The following is a 24303-nucleotide window of genomic DNA, read 5'->3' on the forward strand; positions in this document are numbered from 1 at the left end:
TGTAAGAAACTGTTTTTGGAGTTCCTTCCATAACGATGGTTGGACTATATCCGTTGATTATAATTCCACCAGCTGCTCCAGAGGTGCGAATCATCTGGGCTTCTGTGATTATTCCGTTAAAAACAAATGGTGAATTAGTGGAAAGACTCGTTGGTGTTATTTCGATTTTGATAGGCTCACCAATATAACTTTGGGCTTTATCAATGGCTTGACTCACAAATTCTTTTGGCAAAGGTTGCAATACTGAAAATGTATGGTGCGTGTGCACTTTTTGATGAATGACTAACTTGGAAAATCGGGTAAGTGTCTCGCCTCCAATAGTAATGCTGATTTTTGTACTGATTGCCATAATTTAATTAATTTTGTTATAACGGGTAGTCCTAAATTATTTTATAGGATATAAATGTAGCTTTTTTTTTAGGATTAATAAAAGGATTAATCAAATTTTACTTTACTACAAATAAATTTTAAGCATTGCATTAATAAAAACGGAAATAAATACTGTTTTATTATTTTAGTAGTAGTCAGTTTTCTAATTTTGGATACAGATTGAATAGGAGTGTGAGAGAATAGGAGTGTGAGAGAATAGGAGTGTGAGAGAATAGGAGAAAGGGAGAAGGGGAGAAAGGGAGAAAGGGAGAAAGGGAGAAAGGGAGAAAGGGAGAAGGGGAGAAGGGGAGAAAGGGAGAAAGGGACCACTCGAACTGACGATAAAGGATTAAGTATTATTTTTATAAGAAAGAATCCATTTACCTACAATACAAAAAATCCGTGTAAATCAGCGTTTGACAAAGTCAATCCGTAATATTCGCGTTCAAACTACCCACAAACCAGAGAAATTATAAAGATTATAAAAATTTCTCTAATCTGTGTTCCAAAAAACAATCAGTCATTATGGTTTTATAACAACCGTTCTCGATACAGTTTTATTCCATTACATTCCACAAAACCACTCGAACTGACGATAAAGGATTAAGTATTATTTTTATAAGAAAGAATCCATTTACCTACAATACAAAAAATCCGTGTAAATCAGCGTTTGACAAAGTCAATCCGTAATATTCGCGTTCAAACTACCCACAAACCAAATAAATTATAAAGATTATAAAAATTTCACTAATCTGTGTTCCAAAAAAACTCACAATTCACAATTAAGAACTAACTACCTCTTCATCTTCTGTCTCTTAACAGGCTTCTCCACAGGAACATTCTTATTTTGCAACAAATAATTAGCCAACAACTTATCAATCAACTCATCCTTCGTTAAATGATGAAAAACAGTTTTGACTTTAGTTTTCAAATCCTCATCCACCTCATGATTTGGTTTCGTTTTAAAGATTTGTTTCGCCCATAAAAGCGTATTGTTTTCTTCGATACTAGTCGTACTTGGTTTTTTAAACTCTTTGAACTTAATACCCAATTCCTTTTCAAAATTCACAATTTCCTTAACCTCTTCCTCTTGAAGAACTGTTAACGATAATCCTTTAGCACCCGCTCTGGCAGTTCTACCACTACGGTGTACATAAGCTTCATAAGCATCTGGTAAATGATAATTGACTACATACGAAATTTCCTTTACGTCAATTCCTCTAGCCGCTAAATCAGTAGCTACTAAAATATTGATATGACCCGCACGAAATTGCTCCATGATTCTATCACGAATCCCTTGTGTTAAACTACCGTGTAAGGCACCAGATGAAAAGCGATTGATAGCCAAATTCTTAGCCAATTTATTTACCGCAGCTTTTGTCTTGCAAAAGATAATTCCACGTTCGCCTTCTTTGGTGTTTAAGAAATGCATTAATACATCCAGTTTTTCAATAGGATTTACCACAATGTACTCGTGATCGATACCTTGATTTCCAACCGTTTCCATATTAGCACTTACCTGAACTACGTTTTTATGCAAGTAATTCTGAATCAATTGCTTTATAGTTCCCGGCATAGTTGCAGAGAACAAAAGTGTTTTATGTTCTTTGGGTAATTCAGTCACAATTTCATCCAGACTTTCTTTTAGAATAGAAACCATTTCATCGGCTTCATCTAATACTAAAAATCTAGTATCCTTAAGCGAAATGGCTTTTTTCTGAATCAAATCAATTAAACGACCTGGAGTAGCCACTACAATATGAGTAGGAGCAGACAAGCGCTCTATTTGAGGCTTAATCGGAATTCCACCACAAGTAGCTGCTATAGAAACTTCTGGTAGGTATTTAGCAAAACCCTCTAAGTTGCTGAAAATCTGATGTCCCAATTCCCTTGTTGGAACTAAAACAACAGCCTGAACCACTGGAGAACTTGTATCGATTAATTGCAAAAGAGGCAATCCAAAAGCAGCTGTTTTACCAGTACCTGTTTTGGCAAGTCCCACTAAATCTGTTGTATTAGCTAATAATAACGGAATTACTTTTTCTTGAATTTCCGTAGGAACTACAATGTTTAATTCAGTAAGGGCTTTTGCTATAGGGGTTGAAATTCCTAAATAAGAGAATTTTTTTGACATTTTTTTTTGTATTTGTTGAAACCCAAGAGCTGTGTTCTAAAAGGCAAAGCAATATGGGTCTGATGCAAAGATACCTAAACTCTCAATACTCACAATTTTTTTAACCACATAGATTTTAAAAGGGTAAGTAACTTAGTGACTGTGAAGCTTATTGACTGAGAAGCTAAGCCCACAAAGAAGTATCCCACAAACTTATCATCCTGTAAGGCTCTCACACAAACCAATTTCCCAATCTTGTCAACCCTGACGAAGGAGGCAACCCACAAGAAACCCCACAAACAAATTAAAATTATAAAGATTTCTTTAATTTATTTAATCTGTGTTCTTTTTTTAACGCAAAGTCGCAAAGTTTTACGCAAAGTACGCTAGGAAGTTAAACTATGTAAGCCTATGCAAAGCAAAGCGCCTCAACCCAATAAAGAAAAAACCTATGTGCCCTATGTGGTTAAAAAACAAGCCACAAACTTGTCATTCTATAAGGACCCCACACAAACAACTAAAATTATAAAAATTATAAAAATTTCTCCAATCTGTGTTCCTAAAAAAAAACTCCACAAACAAAACAACCTACAACCTATAACCTTCCTATTTCTTAAACCCCTTCCAAACCAATGCAAACCCTTTTACCACCAAAAAGATTAAAATTGCACCAACAGCCCCAGCAATAAACTCACCAACAATAGCAGGCAATCCTTCCAACAGATGATGTACAGGTTCAATGTTATGTACAAAAATACCACCAGCTACTAAAATTAGAGCAATAGTACCAACAAAGGCAAGTCCTTTTATGACTAAGGGAAGTGTTTGAATCAACAGTTTACCTATAGTTTGAGAAACTTTACTTTTTCTTTGGGTCAGTACAATACCCACATCATCCATACGCACTATAGCCGCAACTACGCCATAAACACCAACAGTGGCTAGAAATGCAATAAAAGAAACCACAATTATTTGCGTGGTGATTGTTTTTTCCAAAACAGTACCTAAAGCTATAATGATAATTTCTACCGATAAGATAAAATCGGTTACTATAGCGGCTTTTATTTTGGCTTTTTCTTGTACGACTAATTCCTCTGGAGATAGATTTATGCCGTCCGCTAAGCTAACCGCTTTTGGATGAGGAACAACGTATTCATATATTTTTTCAGCAGCTTCATAAGCCAAATAGACAGCCCCTAAAATAAGCACTACCGTAATCAACCAAGGCACAAAATAACTCAATACAAAGGCAAGTGGTAAAATAATGAGTTTATTAAGAAACGAACCCTTAGTTATGGCCCACAATACCGGAATCTCACGAGACGATACAAAGCCCGATGCCTTTTCAGCATTAACCGCTAAATCATCCCCTAATATACCTGCTGTTTTTTTAGTAGCAATTTTACTCATCACAACCACGTCGTCCATCAACGCTGCGATATCATCTAATAATGCAAATATTCCTGAAGCCATTTTTTATATAATTTTTTTAATTTTTAATACTTTTATTATGCAATTCTCAACAATCCAAAAACGTCTTGCTAACCCGTCATAGCGAGGCACAGCCTGTTCCGTTTTTACGGAAAAGCTATCTTTCCAACTAACCGTAAACATCATAATCAACCTCATCAACTCACCGTTCAGCTCATCCACACCCGTCATAGCGAGGCACACCCTGTTCCGTTTTTACGGAAAAGCTATCTTTCCAACTTACCGTAAACATCATAATCAACCTCATCACGCTAACGTAAAACCTCATAAGTACTCCTTTCACGTTTACGTAGCCTTTCATGAGCTTTTCTTTCACATATTTATTAACCGTCATGGGCTTGCTTTTCCGTAAAAACGGAACAAGCTGTGCCTCGCAAAGACTCGTTTTTATGATGTATAGTTATTTTTTATGCTGCTTAAACTTGTCATCCTGACGTAGGAGGGAACCCACAAGTAACTCCACAAACTGAGCAACCTACAACCTACAACCCAAAACGCTCCAACTCCTCAACCAACACCACCAACTCCGAAATATCCATATTCACCCCAGACTCAATATAATCACTTTCACTAGCACTTATAACCAAATTACCAACCTGTTCCTCCTCAAAACCTATAGGAACAATAGAGTAGGTAAGACCCTCGTAACTAATTACTTTCTGATTCCCCTTAAAATAATGATAATCCACATAATAACTTACAGTTGAATCAACAATTTCAATGACCTCTTTACCATAGGTATTCCAAAGAAACAAGCGCACAAAATAAAAAGCAACCAATGTAAAAAGACCCAAACCCATAAGATACCCAAAATGAAAAGCATTACCGTCTATAAAATTAAGAACCATGCCTAGTATAGGCAAAGCAACCATAACAAAGGCTAAAAACAGTAAAAAACCACGACCTATGGGTGGTGATTTTTTGACATACAATTCTAGTATGTTGTTGTTTAGGGTGTATCTTTTTGTGGTTTTCAAATTTATATTTTATTAATGTAACACAATCTTGTCATTCCGCCGGAATCCCAAACCAACTCAATATCTTAGTGCCTATTTCATCATCCAAAGTACCTTTATTATCTTTAAAAATAGAAACCTTTCCTAAGGCACAACCATGTTCTTGATCCTCAAAGTCAATAAAACTTTTACTTTCAAACTCTTTTGTATCATTTGAAGGATACAACAGCATGGCTTTTTTAGAATCCCAATACTTATTATACACAAACATCTGTCTTAAATCATGAGTAGAAGGCATTACATAATCAATATTTTTCCACTTGGTATCAATTATATAGGTTTCTTTAGACTCTCCTTTATCTTTTTCGATAACAATATCTGGACGAATACTTATCCCATTCCAAAAGCCTGTTGAGTTTTGCCCATAAATAGTAACATCATTATCAGCTGCTTGTTTTAAACGAATTAATATATATTCTTCCCAAAGCGAATTCATATCAAACAACAAAGCCAACATCTTTTCATTTCCACTAGAAACATTGGGTGCATAGTTTAATATAATTAACCTTGCTATAGCTAAAGCTGTTTCATAAGGAGCTGTTTTTCTTGATTTCGGAATTTTAGAAAAAGTAGTGTCATTCGCTTTTATACTCGTTACTTCTGGAAAATCCAACTGAACCGTCTTACATCTGTTGTATAAATAATTTCCTTTTGAAAGTTGAGCTATTATGTATAAGGCTTGCCCTAGTATTTGATGTACCAAATGGTCTTTATCATAAACCTGATGTGTAGTGAAAAAACGTTCTTTATGAACCAAGTTTTTAGCAATATGACCAGCAAACTCTAACTTACCTTTTAAGGCTTTAACGTTGCTAGTTTCTTTGTAATATTGCTTGATTAAACCTTGATGGAGTAGGAGTTGCACCTCATTTAAAAACCATTCAAAGTAAATGTCTAATAAATGAATTTGTTGCTTTTTTACATGGGCATTTCCTACTTTTTGTACTTTTAATTTTTTGGTGACTTGTAGCATTTCTATTAATGCATTTTGCCACACAGCTTCACTTTTTGTATCGTTATCTATCTTTGGTAAAATTTCAATAGTTAAACCATCAACCTGTATAACACCAACGTATTGTTTAAATATTATTTTTTTATAACCTATTGTAAAATACTTATTCTTATGCAGTTCATTTAATTTAACTAAAGCATTAAAATGCGTTTCTTTAAACAAAACATTATGGTATTCAACTCCATATTGAAGCGAACTGTATTCAAAAACTTGTATAGTATGTAAGGGTTTAAGCATTTCTATTTAATAATAATTGAACTGCTTCTTCAATATTGTTAATGTGTTTTTTAAGATGAAAAGTTCTTACATTTTCTGGTTTTTCTATAGGTTTTGAAAAAGCAGCAAAACTTACATTGTTTTCTTTTACATCATAACATTCTATAAAACCTTCACCTAAGATTAAGGCAATCTTTTCATAATCGCCATAAAAGTATTCTTGAAGCAATGGAATGATATTATTCTGAAAAGTAATTGACAATTTTTTAACATCATTACTTGCAATTGAAATAAAATATGAATGACCAATAGTATGATCTCTATCCAATAAAACCTCAACACGTTTATTAATTGTCTCTAAAACTTCCCCTAAATTAAAGCCGTTAAATACAATGGCTTGTAGTTTGTCATATTCTGGCATCATCTCAACAAAACTAAAACGTCTTCTTAAAGCTGTATCTAAAGCTTCTACACTTCTATCAGCTGTGTTCATGGTTCCGATGATGTATAAGTTTGAAGGTACACCAAATTTATTTTTACTGTAAGGCAAAATAATTTCTAAAGCTTCTTCTTTTCCTAACCTTTTATCTTCTTCTAACAATGTAATTAATTCTCCAAAAATAGCTGATACATTTCCTCTATTAATTTCATCAATAATTAACACATGAGGCAAAGAAGGTTTATTAGCAGTTTCAATATTTGCTTTAGCTCTCTCCTTAATCTTTTGAATAATTTTATTTAAAACTGCCCAATAAGCTGTTGAATTAGAACCACCAATAACAAATCTAAATTCTTTATCAATATTTTTTATAACTGACAAATCAGGAAACACTTCATGTAGTCTTTTTGCTCTTGAATAGGAAATAGTATACTCTTTCGCATTTTCAGAATAAATAGGTTTTAGTATTAAGTTTCCTTTATCAGTAATGTTTATAATTTTCAAACCTAAATTAGGGGTTTGAATTGATAATGTCAATGGTTTATCTTCTTCTATATGTTTATTTGCTTCTTGTATAACATCATCCCATGCATCATCAAATAAATATAAAGTATCATTAATTTTAGATTCAACAAATTTAGTTTTAGCTGTTTCGACTAATTGTTTAAAAATGCCATTTTCAACTTCATAAATTACTTGTTTTTCTTCATTCTCACTTTCATCAATTTTAGGTTTTATACCTTCTACAAAATCTTCATAGCTCATGCTTTGATGAAAAGTAGTAAATACAATTTGTCCCGCTTTAAACAATTTGTTATATTCCTTTATTACTTCTTTTCGCTTTATATCATCTGTCCATGTAGTATCAAAAACAAAGTTTGGGTTAGCAATTTTGACTGCTAATTCTTTAGTAGTATAGGTCTTACCCGTTCCCGGAGGACCGTATAATATTTGATTTAAAGGAAATTTATTTGGTTTAACTACTTTAGGTTTTTTTTCTTCGGTTTTAATTTTTTCTGCAATTTTTACATCACTATGAATATCTTCATATTTTAAAAACCTACTGTCTTTTCTATCTAACATAGAGTCAAACTCTTCTTTAGTAATTCTATGCATGACAAAAGATGGGTTATCTACTTTAAAACTCAACAGTTTTTTATCTACTAAATCAAGAAAAACATCTAATTGCTTATCAACGTCTAATAGCATTTCATTGAGGTTAACATAATAATCTTGAATAGGTTTAGTTTTAATACTATACATTTTATGTTTGGCTCCTGTAACAGACTGTGCACCTAAAGAAGTTTTTATATCATTTTCTAATGATTGAATATATTGTAATGCAAAAGTATTTTGATTATCATGAGGACTTTTAGTTTGAGTAAGTTCAAAAAAATAACTATATCCTTTATTTGATGTTTTGAAAATCAAATTAATGCAATCGCTAGAAGAACCAGGAAAAGAAACTGGTAAAGTCCAAAAGGTGGTGCCAAAATAATTAGATTTACTTGTTCCTATAAAATAATCTAATTCTGCTCCTTTAGAACCGTTTTGACGTAAGGAAAAAGTAAATGCTGGTTTGGCTTTATGTTTAGCCATTAACCAATTATAAACTTCTTCTTCGTATTCTTTATATTTTAAAACTTTTGACATTACTCTTTCTATTTTTTTAATTAATCTACTGTAAAAGTCTTAATCATTAGCTTTTTAAAGACTTATTGTATTTAATCAATTAGTTTCATCTTTTAAATCCCCACACCCCAATTTGGGTTAATTCTTGTCATTTCTTTCTCTAGCTTTTCTATTTCATTTTCCCAAATTGAAATATTCTCTTGAGCAACAAAGATTTGACTTTCTCTTTCTTCTGAAGTTCTTAGAAATTTAAATCCAGTTACATCAACTAATTTTTTATTTGCTTTACTAAGTTCTTCATGTGCAATATTTAATTCTTTTACAATTTCTTGAATTCTTTTATCTAAAGCAATTTGCTTTTCTCTTTTAATTCGTTCTTCTTCTAGACGCTCTTTTTCAGCTAATAATTCTTTTTGCTTGGCAATTTCTTCATTCTGAATATTTAGCTGCTTATTGTAAATACCAGTTTCAATATTCTCTTTTTCAATCTTTTCAATATTATAATTGTGTATAATTTTTATGATCAAAGAAAGCAATAGTACAATTGAAACAATAATGATAATAAATGTTTTTTTACTTAATCCAAAAAACTTTGCGTCAACCTGTTTAATAGAATTCAAATTAATTGGAGGAGGAGTTGGTTTTTTTTTAATTGGCGGAGGAATAGACGTAAAAATTGTTTTTAATTCTTCAATTTCCTCTGCGTTTTTCCAATCTTCTATTCCATCAAACCATATTTTTGTTGTTCTTGTAATATTATGTGCTTTCAACTCTTCTATATCAAATGGACCAATATTTTCAGTTCCATCATGTAAGTAATATTTTTTCATTTTATGTATTTTATCTTTTATTCATTGCTTTAACAAGCTTGTTTGTTCTTCTATCTGCATACATTCTATTTAAAGCTGTGTAAGCCCAAATAAAAGCTGGAATCCACCCAATTATTGTGAGTTGAAGAAGTAAACAAATAATTCCTGAACCTATTTTTCCTTGAAGCATCAAGCTCAACCAAGGAAAGAAAAACGCTAAAACGTATCTCATATTTTACAATAATTAATTCACACTAGCATTTACAACCTCCCAACCTAAACTGGCTACATTGTTATAATTTTTAACTTTCAACTTAAATTCCTTAGTTGAGTTTGGAGAATAAAACTCATAAAGCATATATTCTTCAGAATTTAGTAACGTTTTTGTTTTACTGTAATAATCAACTCTAATAGTAATATCTTTATAAGTTGTCATAGTAGCACTATTTGTAACTATCCCATTAACTTTAATTGCATCACCAAAAAAGTTTTCATTATAAGTACCAGAAGCGTTTAAATAATCTAAAGGAGATTGAGCTTCTATCTGTTCAATAGTCATTACGCTTTCAACATAACTAGATTCATTAGAAGAATTTTCATTTATAGCATTAATAATCAATGCAGCTCCAAGATATACTATTAAAACAATAGCAATTATTTTTAGAACTTTCCTAAAAATATTCTTTTTTTTAGGTTCACTAATTTTTGCTTCTGCAAAACTTTGAGGAGCAACTTTCTTTGTTAATGGTGGAGGAGTAACAGGTAATATGGATTTTAATTCCTCAATCTCAGAAGCTTCTTTCCAGTCCACTAAACCTTCATACCATACTTGCGTCTCTTTAGTTATTTTCTGCTCTTTTAATTCTTCAATATCAAAGGGTCCTATGTTTTCTGAACCATTGTGTAAAAAGTATTTTTTCATTTTTTATTATTCTATTATTAATGTTTACTCTTATTTTAAACTAGCAATAATTGCCTTAAAACTCTCCAAACTAGCTTCAATATTTTCTACAATATCTATAGCTAATTCATCTGGGTCAGGTAAATTATCTAAATCAGCTAACGATTTGTCTTTTAACCAAGTGATATCTAAACTCGTTTTATCTCTTGCAATAATTTCATCGTAAGCAAACTTTCTCCAACGACCTTCTGGATTCTTTTCAGCGTTATATGTTTCTTTTCGTTTTGCCCTGTTATCTGTTTTATATAAATCGATAAAGTCTTTTAAATCCGAAAGTTTTAAAGGATTCTTTTTTAAGGTATGATGTACATTGGTTCTATAATCATACACCCAAACCTCTTTTGTCCAAGGGTCTTTGCTTGACGGTTTACCGTCAAAGAACAACACATTGGCTTTTACACCATTCGCATAAAATATACCTGTTGGTAAACGTAAAATCGTATGCAAATCTGTAGTTTCTAATAATTTCTTACGCACTGTTTCTCCTACGCCACCTTCAAATAAAACATTGTCAGGTAATACTACTGCGGCTTGACCTGTAGTTTTAAGCATGGTGCGAATGTGTTGCACAAAGTTCAATTGCTTGTTACTGGTGGTTACCCAAAAATCCTGACGGTTATAGGTCAAGTCTTCTTTTTCTTGTTCACCTGCTTCATTAGTAAACGTCATGCTACTTTTTTTACCAAACGGTGGATTGGCTAAGATGTAATCAAACTTAGTACTCGAAGTAGTAATTAAGGAATCATTTGGTGATATAAAATTATCCGAATCGATGTCTCCAATGTTGTGTAAGAACAAATTCATTAAAGCCAAACGTCTTGTACTCGCTACAATTTCATTACCAAAAAACGTTTCATATTTTAAGAACTTGGCAGCATCTTTATCTAGGTTGCGATTATCTACAATCCAATCATAAGCCGCTAAGAAGAAACCTCCTGTACCACAAGCTGGGTCTGCAATGGTTTTCATAGGTTCGGGTTGTAGGCATTCTACCATAGCTTTGATTAATGGGCGAGGTGTAAAGTACTGACCCGCTCCACTTTTAGTGTCTTCCGCGTTCTTTTCTAAAATACCTTCATAGATATCCCCTTTGTCTTTTACACCCATTAAAATCCAACTTTCGGCATTGATTAAAGCGATTAGCTTGTACAACTTGGCTGGGTCTTGTATTTTGTTTTGACTTTTGACAAAGATTTGTCCTAAAATCCCTTTTTCTTTGGCTAACTCCCGAAGCATGATGTTGTAATGCAACTCCAACTCACTACCACTTTTACTAATTAACGTTTCCCAAGCAAACTCGCTTGGAATAGGCATGGTTCTATTGTGTGGTGGTTTGGTGTATTCATCTGCCATTTTTAGGAATAACAAATACGTTAGTTGCTCCAAGTAATCTCCATAACCTACACCATCGTCTCTAAGGGTTTGGCAAAATGCCCATACTTTACTGACTATACTGGATGCGTTTGTGTTTTCTTTGCTCATAATATTTTAATAATTTTCAATGTTTCCATAACCTTTTCTTGATTCCAATCCATTTCTATGTACTATATTACATTCAGATTTAGCTGTAGAATAAACTAATGCACCAACTTTTTTTAACGCATTTACTACTGCCATACTTGGATACTTCCTTTTACCTTTACCTGAAACAAAAGCAACTTTTGGTGAAAAATGTTTTATTAGTGATGAATTTAAATTTTTCTTACTTCCATGATGTGGTACATCAAGCCAATCTAAATCTTTAGTCCATATAGGTTCTAAATCAACAACTTCTTGTAAAGCCATTGGTCCTGTGTCTGCTGTAAACAAATATTTTTTTCCATTATCAGGGTGAAAAGCTATTATAGTACTACTATTATTTTCAGAAGATTTATCGTCATCTTCGTCAAGAACATCAGAAAGAGATTCATCCTCATTTAAAATTTGCCAAAGTAAACCATATTCATCTTTATCATCATATTCTAAAATTCTTTCTTCTTCAAATAATTGCTTAACATCCCTAAAATTTTTAATTAAACTTTCATAAAAAGGAATTGATGGACCCAAAATAGTTAATGGAATATGTTCATGCTTTAATCCAGTGAAAGGCTCTTTGTGTGTTATTCCTTTTTTTCTTATTATCTCTAATAAGTTAATATTATTATCAATAGACTCAGTAATCTTACCCATGCTTTTTGTAAGTCTTGCTTCACTAATTGATTTTCTAATTTCACTTACATCAACATGATTAGCAGGATCATGAATCCAAAATTCATCAATTCGCATATTTTCAATTAAATAAAAAAATCCTCCAATATGGTCACTATCTGGATGACTACAAATAGCTAAATCGATGAACTTTTGAGTTGTAAAAGCTTTAATTTGTTCAGCTACTTTGATACCGTCATTTTTATTTCCTGCGTCAATTACAACTACATATTCAGTTCCATTAGGATTAATATATCTTAGTATAATTGCATCAGCATTTCCTACATTAAGCATTTCTATTTCATAAGCCATAATATTAATCTATTAAAATTGGACAATATAATTTAATTTGTATTTCTGTTAAACTAGCGGCTTGTTTTATTAACGATTCAATTTCATTATCTTTTAAAGCTTTAAGATTTGTTGTAACTGACCTAGCAATACTTAATTCATCTTTAGTTGGCTGTTTCGATTTTATGACATTGTAATTAATTCTTTCTTCAAGCTTGTCTTGTATTAATTCCCATTCTTCGTTTTCAATTTCTATTCTAGAAATTTCATGTGTATTAATGACTTCATCAATGATAGCCCCTTTTTTCAAATTATCCATAAAACCTTTTATACAGCTATCAAAATCCCATCCTAAAGATTGATATGCAATTGATTTTTTATTGAATTTATAATTATCATAAACATGCTGAATCATTTGATAATTTTTAATTCGATTCATGAAAATATCACTGGTTCTTACTAAAAGTTGAATCACATTATTAAATGAATTTATCTTTGGCATCATATCTCCTGCATCACTTACAATTACTATATCACATACATAGGAGCTATTTCCATGTGTAAGTTTATGTACACCTTGATTATCATACACGCCTCCATCAACTAAACAAGGTTTTATTTTATCAAAATCATTTTCATCTTGAAAATATTTTTTATCAATAAAAATTGGTGTAAAAGCAAATGGAACACAAGTGGATGAAGCAACTGCCAAAGAAATTGGAAAATTATCATGTTTAAAACGAATTGAACTTTCACCATTATTATAATACTCATAAGCAGAATCACTCATCTTACTTTTAGAAAAAGTAAAAGGTCTTCCTGTTTCAACATTGGTTGCATTGATCGCTATTATAGGAGTTGGATTTAAATCTTTTAATTTTTTACCATTAAAAAACCATTTTGAATACAATTTGTCAATAATCCGACTAACAGGAAAAATTTTAAATTGATACTTAATGATAACAATAACTGTAAATATTAGTATGGGTGTTACTAGCCATGCAAATTTGGTAAACGATAAAAATATCATTAAGGCTAAAAGCATTACTAAAAAAAATGTTATAAAGATAAATCGACGGGAAAAGTATATACCGCTAATAATACTTTTTTTTACAATCTTTATTAACCCTTTATCAAATTTGTCAAAATTATCACCTTTTAAACCATAATATGCTCCAGTAATTGAACCACCTGATATTGTAGAAATTACATCAACTTTGTCAAGAAGGTTCATTTCTTTAAGTTTTCTTAGAGTTCCTAAATGATAAATCGTAGCTCTATAACCACCTCCAGAAAGGCTTAATCCAATTTTTTTATTGTTTTTCATAATTAAAAATATAAGTGAATTCGATACTCAAAACTTTCAAACTGATTACAAAAACGAAGATCGAAGTTATCATTATCTAAATCTTGAAGCACAATAGATTTTGGATGTCCATAGGTATTACCATAACCAAAATTAATAATTGATGATGTTAAACCTTTATTATTAAGCTTTTCAAGATAACGTTTATTCCAACCTGTATTGGAACCATGGTGAGGCACTTGAAAAACTTGCACATGTTTTAAGTGATTTTCGATGTAGCTAGAATTTTCTATTTGATCTAATCCAATGTCACCTGTTAAAAGAGTTACTCCCCAACTATAATCGATTGGATTTGCATTACTATTTATCAAACGTCTAAAATTCTTAATTGATGGATTAAAATAGTGATCTACATTCCAAGTAAAATATTGATCTTTATTTATGCTTGAATATTTATAAGATAATGGTTTATGTTGAACTAATAAACTTGTTTTATTTAGATTTCTAAAAATAGCTCTAAATCTTTTGCGTAACTCTTTTAAATTATCACTATTTCCTAAAATTGTAACTAGTTCGGCAGATGATAGTTGTTCATCAACTTCAAAGCCATAAATATCATGTATTGCATTCCTAAATAGTACTATTTGTGCAAATGTGCCGGGTTCGTGAAATAGATAGAACTCCCATAGAAAACCAAAATTGAGTTTTCCATTAGCTTTCTTAAATGCAATTTTTAGGTTTTGTGAAAGTGATGCAATTTCAGCGTTGAATTCGCTTTGAGGTAATAAATCTAAATTATCAGTAAACTCATTATTAGTTTCATTAGGGTCAATGACTTTTTTTTCAATAGAAAATTCACCTTCAGAATTTCCCTTAATATAATTTATTCTCCCAATATTAGCTCCTTCAATTTCTAGCAAATAATCATGTGGACTTGTAATAAACCTTATAAAATTAGGAAAGACATCTGTATCACCTGGATTGTGTCTTATTGCAACTAATAACCTTTCAAAAGGAGTTAAGTAAGGTAAATATATATTTTGACATCTAATTCCGTTCAATAAATCTACAATTCCATTTACATGATCATCATCTAAATGAGAAATAAATAATATATCAATTGTCTTATTGCATAGTCTATTTTTGTAACTTTCTATTGCATAGTCTAAATTACTTCTTTCACTCAATGTCCCACAGTCATAAACAAAGTTAAATTGTGAGTGGTTACTACCATAGAAATCTAAAAGACCTGTATAAAATCCTCCCTGACCTATTGGGTGAAATTTAAAAAATGAATTCAACATAATTTTTTTCTCTTTAATTAAACCAACTCCCCACTAAAAGCCTTTTTCAATATACTCTGTCTCAACGACTCTGCTTGTAACAAACTATGTGCAATACTTTCCTCCATTTTATCTGCAACACTCAAACGACTTTCTATTTCTTGAACTATTTGGTGTTGTTCTTCAAGAGAACAAACAATTACAGGCCAATTTCTTAATTCAGTTAAACCAATAAATGGTTGAGCTCCGCCTTTTGATTTTTTTAATATTATATTTAGACCAATTCTTGAATTATAAAAATAATAACTGAATTTATTATATTGGTATTTGTTATTAAATTTAAACAAACCAACATTTTTAATACTAAACACTTTATCGTTTTCAACAATTGCGGTCATTCCTCTATAATGTCCTATCATAGAAATTAATATATCGCCTTTTGAAACATTTGAGCGTTGATAAAAATTCTCATGATCTTCTTTTGAAATATATTGTACATTATTAAAGTTTAGACCATCTTCTTTAATGTTCTTTTGTGTAATGAATGGAATTCCTTCATTAACATATTTTGGAGTATCATGTGTTCCATCTTTAACCTCGAATAAATAATCTTGATTACGAACCCATTGCCATTCTTTTGGTATTTCAAATAATTCATCTAATTCATCAGAAGTTATTTGAGATAGTGGTTTCGTTTTTAGTTTTAGTTTGTCTTTTTTTATATTATTTAATAAATCAACTACTGAATTTAAAACATCTTGTTTTTTTCTCCATTCTTCAGTCAACTTTCCTTCAAAAGCCCATTTCAACACACTTTGTCTATAGGTTTTGAGTTGCTGTTGTGCGGTTTTTAAATCTTCTATGCCTTTGTCTAACTCGCTAAACAATTCTTCTATTTTGGAGACAATTGCTTGTTGGGTTTCTAGTGGTGGAAAAGGTATTTCTAACTTTTTTAAAATAGTTTGACTAATGTTAGGTTGTGCTCCACCAATTCCTTGATTAACTAAATCTTGTTTTTTATTAAATAAGAAGTTATATAAGTATTTAGAATCAATATTTTCATTTTGGTAAATTCCACAAACTGCTTGGTTTGTTGCTGCATCAACTCCTAAAAAAGCCAATTTTCCAATTGTAGCACCATATAAAGCAATTAATAAAGTACCTTTTGGAAAAATCTTTGCACTTGAATTCTTAATTGCTTCTTCAGTAATTTTTTCTTCAGTATCATAGATAACACCTTTATTCAATTCCCCTGATTTTACCCAAGGAATAGAACCATTATAATATGCTTTATTTCCTCTTGATGGTGTTCCACCGCTGGTAGTCACACAAACTTCACCTAGAGTTTTAATTTGCCAATTTTTTGGTAATTTTTTATCACTCATTACGCTGCTAACACCTCATTTAATTCATTAATAATCACATATGTTTCTTCCCCAAACAACTGCCACATTTTACTTAATCCACCTTCTGCATTAAAAGGGCTTAAATCAAAATCGTCTTTTTCTATACTAAAACTATTGGCTACATAGTCTTTCATCATTCGCAACCATTGCATTTGGTCTTCGGTAAAGGCATTGTGTTTTCCTGCATTTTTTTCAAAAATCCATTTTTTAAAATTGGCATCTACAGTTTTGTCATAACTGGTCAAAGTACTATCTATTCCTACAACTCTTCGTATCAAAGACACTAAAGCTATCAACTCATTTTTAGCAGAGCCAGTGGTTTTTTCTAGTTGCTCGTAGGCTTTCCAAACACTCACAGGAGCTAATAAAGGTTTTTCTGTTTTTAGTTTTTCGCACAGTTCTTTTATCATGGTATAGGTAAAAGTTCGGTGTCTATACTCTTGGGCATAAAAGATTTGCAAAGCGGTTATTTCGTCTTTGTTCGTTTCTATCCAAGCCTTAAAATCATTTATCAATGCTGTACTGGTTTCCTCTTGGTCTTTTACCCAACCTATATTAGTAATGGTATCTATATTTACTACATCAATAATTTGGTCTAGCTTTTTGCGAATATCAATCACAAAATCACGCAACTCAGGATTGTTAAAAACCGCTACCGCATCGTCAATTAATTTTTGGTTTTCAATAGCAATAGCTTTTTCAATTTCAATAGGAGGCATACCCATCATCCCACTTTTGACTTTCGACTTTTGACTTTCGACAATATCAGGATCATGTGCATTCAACAATTTCTTAACCACTTGATTAATGGTTAAACCATTGGCTTTTTCGGTAAATTCTATTTTATGTTTGTCTTGTAGTTGCTTTTCCAAACGAATCAAACGATTGGCTAAAGTGCTCAACATGTCTTCCGAAGTATTTCCCATCGCAACACTCGTAATCACATCTTTTAAAGAAATGCCTGGTGCTTTTTCTAAAGGTCTACTGTCCGTCTTTTGCGATTGTTCTACACCAATAGCATCAATAATTACAAAATGGTCTTTGCTAAACTTGGCAGTAGGGGTTCCTTTGGCTTTTAATTCTTCAATAGAACAAGTACGCGTTCCACGACCTTTCATTTGTTCGTAATAACTTCTGCTTTTTACATCACGCATAAACAACAACACTTCTAAAGGTCTAATGTCTGTTCCTGTCGCAATCATATCGACCGTAACGGCAATACGTGGGTAATAATCGTTTCTAAATTGTTGTAAGACGCTTTTGGGGTCTTCTTCACTTTTATAAGTAATCTTTTTGCAAAACTTGTTTTCTTCTCCAAATTCTTCCCGTACAATATTGATAATATCTTCGGCATGACTATCGGTTTTAGCAAATATCAAAAGTTTCGGTACTTCAAAATTCCCTTGACTGTCTCTACGGTCAGGAAACATAGCAGGTAAATTATCTTTAGTTGCTTTTATAATCGTTCTTATTGTACTAGGGTTGACAATATCGTTATCTAACTTTTTACCGCTATAGACTTCATCTTCATCCAAAGCTTCCCAAAACTTTCTTCGCGTTAAGCGTTCGCGTTTGTCTACTTTTTCACCCATTTTAATCACACTACCGTTTTTGGTAATTTCGGTTTCAATGGTAAACACATTATAAGGCACTAAAACCCCATCAATAACCGCTTTTTCATAGCCATAATCAGATACCAAATTTTGATTAAAATAACCAAAGGTTCTATTGTCTGGTGTAGCGGTTAACCCAATTTGAAACACATCAAAATAATCCAACACTTGTTTCCAAAGGTTGTATATACTTCTATGGCATTCGTCAATAACTACAAAGTCAAAAAACTCAATCGGCACTTTTTCATTATACCCAACAGGAACAGGCTCTTTTGGAATAAAACGAGTTTCGTTAGGATTTTCTTCTTCAGCACTTTCATCTAATTCTGTATCTTTTAAAATAGAATACATACGTTGAATCGTGCTTATATATACTTGCGAATCATTAGGAATAAACGAACTATTTAATCGTGTTACACCATATAACTCAGTGAATAATCGGTTATCATCATTAGCCGTAAAAGCTCGGAACTCACTTTCGGCTTGTTCTCCTAAGTTTTTAGTATCTACTAAAAACAAAACACGCTTCGCTTTCGCATATTTAAGCAATCGATAAATAAACGTAATGGCTGTAAAAGTCTTACCAGAACCCGTTGCCATTTGTATTAAGGCTTTTGGTCGTTGGTCTTTAAAAGAAGTATCTAAATTTGTAATAGCAGTTACTTGACAATCACGCAAACCTTCAATTGGTAATTCGGGTAAATCTTGTAAACGAGCACGAAGCGTTTTCTCTTGACTCAACCATTGCACAAAAGTTTCAGGTCTATGAAAAGTAAAAACGGTTCTAGAACGAGGTTTTGGATCTCTATAATCGGTAAAACGAGTTACCTCACCAGTACTTTCATACACAAAAGGCAAAGGGTCGTTATTTAATAAACGAAGTTTGGCATTGGCATATTGAGAAGATTGTTCTTCAACAGTAGTTAAACGTAAACCTTCTTCTTCTCTTTTGGCTTCAATAATACCAATAGGTTTTTTATCTATAAACAAAACATAATCCGCAGGACCAATATCGGTTTGGTATTCTCTAATAGCAACACCAAGTCCAGCCGCAAGATTAAATTTCTTCTTATCCTGAATAACCCATCCACAAGCAATCAATTGCTTATCAATGTTATCACGTGCTATTTGCTCAGGATTCTGGTTATGCATTAATTATTTTTAGAATTATCAAACGTACTATTTTTTACTCAATTTACCAACAGGAAAAACACCTATTTTGTACGAAAGTTAGTATTGATTTGTAAATGTAAAGAAAGCATTTGAGAATGTTTTACGGTTTCCCGCATTATGCTAAAATTTTTAAATGAATAAAAATTGTGGCAATTTTATTAAAATTATTTTAATTGCCACAAATCTGTGGCAAAATTTTTGTTGTGTTTTTTTTGCCACAAAATAATACAGGATGAAAAAGAAATCATTTTTTAAGGAACCGCTATTAATTTCACAAGAAGAAATGGCTATGTTGCTGGGTATCACAAGAAGTCAATGGTCTATGGTTGCTTTAGGACAAAGAGGTTTATCTGCAAAGAGTAAAGTTAAGTTAGCAACTGTACAATTGCATGTAAATAAAATTACTCTAGTCAAACAAGCTAAGTTGGTACAGGAACAAAAGCAAGAGGATGAAATGCAAAAAGCTAAGGTTAGTCTCTTAATGGACAATAGCGTTAAACAGTTGCAATTGCAAAGAAAATTAACTCGTATGCAAAAAAATTTTCAAGCGGCTTTAAACACCTTACATTTTCTGGCTAGTTATCAACAGGAGGCTCAAAATGAATTGCTTCTTAAAGTGTTGGAAATTAAAGCTAATAATGTGTTGGATAAAAATACTTTGGCCCAACAAGAAGTCCTTAAAATTAAATTAGAAGTCTTAAAGTATGAAGAAACCCTTTTAAGGCATCGTAAGAAAAAGCTATAATAACGCAAGATATTTTAAAATAGTATAATTATTAACTTACATTTATGTATTTGGTCTTCAGATAGTTAAATTTATTTTAAAATTTAATTTTTTAATAAAATTCGGCATTTGATTTGCGATAACTCTTACAATATTAATTTTTAAATTTATTTATTATGAGTTACACAATTAGTGGTTTAACAACCGTAGGAGATTGCGATGTTTTATTAACAAGTGCAGGAAAAGAGAAAGCCGATTTAGAGTTCAAAAAGCTTTCGGAAGAGCGTTTAACAAATAAGTATGCCACAACTTCGGTTGAAGTGGATGCTATTTTGCAAGGGGTGTTGGTGGAGTTGTCTGCCGTGAATACGATTATTGGTGTTTTGCCTGATGGTCCAACAAAGGAGGAGGAGATTAAGAAGAAAGTGAAGTTGGAATACAAGAAGTTCTTGCTTGAAAATCGTAAGGAGAGTTATGGGGCTGTTGCTTTGTTAGAGAAGGAATTAGACTTGGCAAGAGTAGTGAAGGAGTTGGATGAGGTGAATGCTTTTATTACTGTGGTGACGGATCACAAAGGAACATTGTAAATTTAATTTTAAATGAGGAGAAAAGGGTTGTTCTGTTTGGGACGGCCTTTTTTGTTTTTGAATAGGGTTGTAATTTTTTTTTTGGGAACACAGATTTTTATTAGTTGTGAATTGTTAATTATGAATTGTGAGTTGTTTTGGAACGCGGATGACACGGATTGACTTTGTCAAACGCTGATGGTCACGGATTGTTTTTTGGAACACAGATTTAAGAAATTGGAGAAATTTTTATAATTTCTTGGTTTGTGTAAGACCCGTTCAGGGTGACAAGTTTGTGGGTAGTTTTTTTACCACATAGGCACATAGTTTTTTTTTAATAGTCGCTTTGCTCTGGATAGGGTACATAGGTTTGGAACGCGGATGATACGGATTGACTTCGTCAAACGCTGATGGTCACGGATTGTTATTTTTATTTTTTGGAACACAGATTAGAGAAATTAGAGAAATTTTTATAATTTCTTGGTTTGTGGTGTTAGTTGTCCTAAAGTTTATCTAATATTTCTAAATTTTAAATTCATTTTGGAACACAGATTTGAGAAATTAGAGAAATCTTTATAATTTCTTGGTTTGTGTTAGACCCTTTCAGGGTGACAAGTTTGTGGGGATTGTTTTGTGGGTAGTTTTTTTACCACATAGGCACATAGTTTTTTTTTAATAGTCGCTTTGCTCTGGATAGGTTACATAGGTTTGGAACGCGGATGATACGGATTGACTTTGTCAAACGCTGATGGTCACGTGTTTTTTGTTTGTGGAGTTTCTTGTGGGTTACTTCCTTCGTTAGGATATACATAATTTCCTTTTTATTCATATTATAATTTTAAAAAAAACAGGGTAAACACCCTATAAGAAAGGGTGTAAACACTTGATAATTAAATATATAATATTTTTAAATTTACTTAAAACTTTAAAATTATTACTGAAATAGAGATTTTTTTATGCATTATAAAATCAATAAAGTAAAGTAACCAAAAAAAGAAAAAGGGTCTACTACTAGTAGAAATAATATATTCATTTTAAATCTAATCTTATGAAAAATTTAAAAATTCACATCATCGTAATGTTTTGTATAAGTATGTTAATGTCTTGTGGTACTACACAAATATTTTACTTAAAAAATGATGTAGTTCAGAGTGCGTTAATGAGTAACAAAAAACCATTTCACGCTAAGGTATTAAATGTACCTTCAATTAATATGGGAGCATGGAGGCTCGATGATTTATCAGTTTCTCCAGATGGGAAGTATTTAGCTTTAGCATCTATTTTATTAAAAAATTCAATCTTTGATAGCAAAACTAAATTAGAGGTTTATGATTTAAAAACGAATCAATTAAAGTACACTTATTACAGTTCAGATTTAAAACAAAAACTTAGGGTTAATTCTTCAATTAACTATGGTGATTCTTTAAAATTTTTACAACCGTATAAATTAGGATTTATAGATAATAAGACATTAATTGTCCAAATACAACCATATGTTAACTCAGGTGTAATCCCAAAAGATTCACAATTACAAATAAATCTTGGAACAGATACAGCTGTAACTGCAAAGTTAGTGGATCGTGGTGATGTAAGTGTAATTACAGCATTGCCTTCTAAGTCTAGAAATTCTTTTGAAATTAGAAGAGGTGTTATGTATGTTGACAATGTAGTATTAAATAGAATGCCCACTGGTCTTAGTGAACAAACTCATGATGAGGTACTTCTTAAATAAAAATAGGTAAAATATATCTACAAACTTTTCATTTTTTGGAGCACAGATTTTTATTAATTATAAATTGTGAATTATAAATTGTGAATTATAAATTGTGAGTTGTTTTGGAACACAGATTACTTCGTCTGTTCGCACTTTTAGGCTCGGGTTGAGGAATTAAAGAATTCTTTATAATTTCTTGGTTTGTGTGAGACCCTTTTAGGGTGACAAGTTTGTGGGGAGACTTCTTTGCGAACTTTGCGTATAACTTTGCAACTTTGCGGTTAAAAAAGGAACACGGATGAGACGGATTGACTTCGTCAAACGCTGATGGTCACGGATTTTTATTTTCAATTTTTTTGGAACACAGATTTAAGAAATTGGAGAAATTTTTATAATTTCTTGGTTTGTGTAAGACCCTTTCAGGGTGACAAGTTTGTGAGGAGATTTCTTTGAGAACTTAGCGTAAACCTTCGCGTCTTTGCGGTTAAAAAAGGAACGCGGATAATACGGATTGATTGTGCCAAACACTGATGGTCACGGATTTTTACGCTTTGCTTGAAATTGTTACACAAAGTTTCTCTTTACTAATCCCTTTTGCCTATTGCCTAGTACCTATTACCTTTTCACAACACAGATTACTTCGTCAGTTCGCACTTTCAGGCTCAGGTAAAGAAATTAGAGGAAACTTTATAATTTATTGGTTTTTAGTAACTAAGAAAAAAGGTACTCATAAAAAAATCGATTATCAACTTAACAATACTAACGTAAATATAAAAGTTAAGTAATAGCTTTACTTGGTATTTATATCTTTCTTCCTCGCAGGTAAGTTAGATGTTAGTATTGTATAAGAAGATAATCGAAAATGAATTCTAACCTATTGTATATTGACTATTCCTACTTGTGTAGTTAAACCTGTTTGTACAACAACTCCAGTTTGAATTACTTGTAAATAAGGTAATTGAGGAGTAACTGTTAGGGTATAAATTCCAGCAGCTAATCCTGTTACTTGAAACTGACCAGTTGCATTTACACTTGTTGAATAATCTACACCTGTTGAAGATGTTGCTGTTACAACTGCTGCAACTCCAATTGCATTAATTGAACCAGCAATGTTTCCAGAAACTTGAGTCACAATTGTACGAACAACTGGTTTTAGTTTATAGGTTCCATTACCATTCACCACAATAGATTGATGCGCATCAAAATCTAATAAAATTTCGTTTTGAATATCAGCAATTAAAGTTTCATTAATTTGCAATTTTAAACCACTTTGTTCAGCACTAGGAGTTTCTAATGGGTGAACAACACCATCAACGACGATTGTATTGTTTGTTCCTAAAATCAAACGAATCTGTGATATTTTTGCTGTATTTAAAGTACTAGTTGCAATTAATGTACTTATTCCATTAGAAAAGTCTAATAAATTGTAAATACCTGCATTTACATTCAATAAAACGTCTGTACCATTTTCTCCTTTTATTTCAACACCTTGTAAATCGATGTTAACAGCATCATAATCTGCTGGAGCGTCAGTCATTTTTACCGATAATGGGTAACTTGATGCCTTGTCATCATTGTTGCACGAAATTATAACGAATGCCGACGCAATCATTAATATGCTTAAAAGTTTCTTTTTCATAACAATATGTTTTTAAAAATTAATATATGTAAAGTTATTGTAGTGCAGTACTTGATAAGTTACACTTTTTAGTTTTTAAATTATAAAATTTTCATTTGCTTTGAAAACCATAAGTTTTTTTTGGAACACAGATTTTTATTAGTTGTGAATTGTTAATTATGAATTGTTTTGGAACACAGATTTAAGAAATTTGAGAAATCTTTATAATTTTGTTTATTATCCCTAATCCCTAATCCCTAATCCCTAATCCCTTTTACCCATTACCCAAGTTTTTCACCTTGACAAAGCAAGAAACCCATACAAATCATTATAATTATTTTTAAAAATCTGTGAAAATCCGTTT

The 24303-nt window shown here is 31.7% G+C and carries 19 protein-coding genes; 3 read left to right on the forward strand and 16 right to left on the reverse strand.

Annotated features, from left to right (window positions below):
- From AAC008_RS14600 to AAC008_RS14670, 15 genes are all read right to left on the reverse strand, one after another.
- Positions 1-349 (reverse strand): hypothetical protein (locus AAC008_RS14600; RefSeq protein WP_339890222.1); only part of this gene is annotated, 349 nt, incomplete at its 3' end.
- Positions 350-1162: 813 nt separating this feature from the next.
- Entirely contained in the window at positions 1163-2503 is a 1341-nt protein-coding gene (locus AAC008_RS14605) for a DEAD/DEAH box helicase (protein WP_339890223.1), read from the reverse strand.
- Positions 2504-3088: 585 nt separating this feature from the next.
- The gene (locus AAC008_RS14610; RefSeq protein ID WP_339890225.1) at positions 3089-3955 is read right to left on the reverse strand and encodes a DUF808 domain-containing protein; all 867 of its coding nucleotides are present in this window, start codon (positions 3953-3955) and stop codon (positions 3089-3091) included.
- A gap of 500 nt (positions 3956-4455) precedes the next feature.
- Positions 4456-4950 (reverse strand): hypothetical protein, encoded by a 495-nt coding sequence (locus AAC008_RS14615; RefSeq protein WP_339890226.1) that lies wholly within the window; start codon positions 4948-4950, stop codon positions 4456-4458.
- Between the two features lie 31 nt (positions 4951-4981).
- Positions 4982-6238, reverse strand: coding sequence for a restriction endonuclease (locus AAC008_RS14620; RefSeq protein ID WP_339890227.1), 1257 nt, complete (start codon positions 6236-6238; stop codon positions 4982-4984).
- A complete protein-coding gene (locus AAC008_RS14625; protein WP_339890229.1) occupies positions 6231-8309 on the reverse strand; it encodes an AAA family ATPase in 2079 nt (692 codons plus the stop codon). The genes AAC008_RS14620 and AAC008_RS14625 overlap by 8 nt, the downstream gene beginning before the upstream one ends.
- Positions 8310-8401: 92 nt before the next feature.
- Positions 8402-9118: a GYF domain-containing protein gene (locus tag AAC008_RS14630; RefSeq protein ID WP_339890231.1), complete on the reverse strand. Its 717-nt coding sequence runs from the start codon at positions 9116-9118 to the stop codon at positions 8402-8404.
- 10 nt (positions 9119-9128) lie between these two features.
- Entirely contained in the window at positions 9129-9329 is a 201-nt protein-coding gene (locus AAC008_RS14635; protein ID WP_339890232.1) for a YqaE/Pmp3 family membrane protein, read from the reverse strand.
- A gap of 12 nt (positions 9330-9341) precedes the next feature.
- On the reverse strand, positions 9342-10019 hold the full coding sequence (locus AAC008_RS14640) for a DUF4339 domain-containing protein (RefSeq protein WP_339890233.1): 678 nt from the start codon (positions 10017-10019) through the stop codon (positions 9342-9344).
- 30 nt (positions 10020-10049) lie between these two features.
- On the reverse strand, positions 10050-11540 hold the full coding sequence (locus tag AAC008_RS14645; protein ID WP_339890234.1) for a class I SAM-dependent DNA methyltransferase: 1491 nt from the start codon (positions 11538-11540) through the stop codon (positions 10050-10052).
- A 6-nt stretch (positions 11541-11546) separates the two neighbouring features.
- Positions 11547-12557 (reverse strand): MBL fold metallo-hydrolase, encoded by a 1011-nt coding sequence (locus tag AAC008_RS14650; protein WP_339890236.1) that lies wholly within the window; start codon positions 12555-12557, stop codon positions 11547-11549.
- Positions 12558-12561: 4 nt separating this feature from the next.
- A complete protein-coding gene (locus AAC008_RS14655) occupies positions 12562-13863 on the reverse strand; it encodes a patatin-like phospholipase family protein (protein WP_339890237.1) in 1302 nt (433 codons plus the stop codon).
- 2 nt (positions 13864-13865) lie between these two features.
- The gene (locus tag AAC008_RS14660) at positions 13866-15146 is read right to left on the reverse strand and encodes a hypothetical protein (protein WP_339890238.1); all 1281 of its coding nucleotides are present in this window, start codon (positions 15144-15146) and stop codon (positions 13866-13868) included.
- A 17-nt stretch (positions 15147-15163) separates the two neighbouring features.
- Positions 15164-16510 (reverse strand): restriction endonuclease subunit S, encoded by a 1347-nt coding sequence (locus tag AAC008_RS14665; RefSeq protein ID WP_339890239.1) that lies wholly within the window; start codon positions 16508-16510, stop codon positions 15164-15166.
- Complete coding sequence (locus AAC008_RS14670; RefSeq protein ID WP_339890240.1) at positions 16510-19296, reverse strand: DEAD/DEAH box helicase family protein; 2787 nt, start codon at positions 19294-19296, stop codon at positions 16510-16512. The genes AAC008_RS14665 and AAC008_RS14670 overlap by 1 nt, the downstream gene beginning before the upstream one ends.
- A 253-nt stretch (positions 19297-19549) precedes the next feature.
- On the opposite strand from AAC008_RS14670, the gene AAC008_RS14675 reads away from it, so the two are divergent.
- From AAC008_RS14675 to AAC008_RS14685, 3 genes are all read left to right on the forward strand, one after another.
- On the forward strand, positions 19550-20062 hold the full coding sequence (locus tag AAC008_RS14675; RefSeq protein ID WP_339890242.1) for a hypothetical protein: 513 nt from the start codon (positions 19550-19552) through the stop codon (positions 20060-20062).
- A 155-nt stretch (positions 20063-20217) separates the two neighbouring features.
- Entirely contained in the window at positions 20218-20628 is a 411-nt protein-coding gene (locus AAC008_RS14680; RefSeq protein WP_339890244.1) for a hypothetical protein, read from the forward strand.
- Between the two features lie 1138 nt (positions 20629-21766).
- The gene (locus AAC008_RS14685; protein ID WP_339890246.1) at positions 21767-22339 is read left to right on the forward strand and encodes a hypothetical protein; all 573 of its coding nucleotides are present in this window, start codon (positions 21767-21769) and stop codon (positions 22337-22339) included.
- Positions 22340-23195: 856 nt separating this feature from the next.
- On the opposite strand, the gene AAC008_RS14690 is transcribed toward AAC008_RS14685, so the two are convergent.
- Complete coding sequence (locus tag AAC008_RS14690; RefSeq protein ID WP_339890247.1) at positions 23196-23960, reverse strand: DUF4382 domain-containing protein; 765 nt, start codon at positions 23958-23960, stop codon at positions 23196-23198.
- Between the last annotated feature and the right edge of the window lie 343 nt (positions 23961-24303).

Source organism: uncultured Flavobacterium sp. (genome assembly GCF_963975515.1).
Lineage (GTDB): Bacteria > Bacteroidota > Bacteroidia > Flavobacteriales > Flavobacteriaceae > Flavobacterium.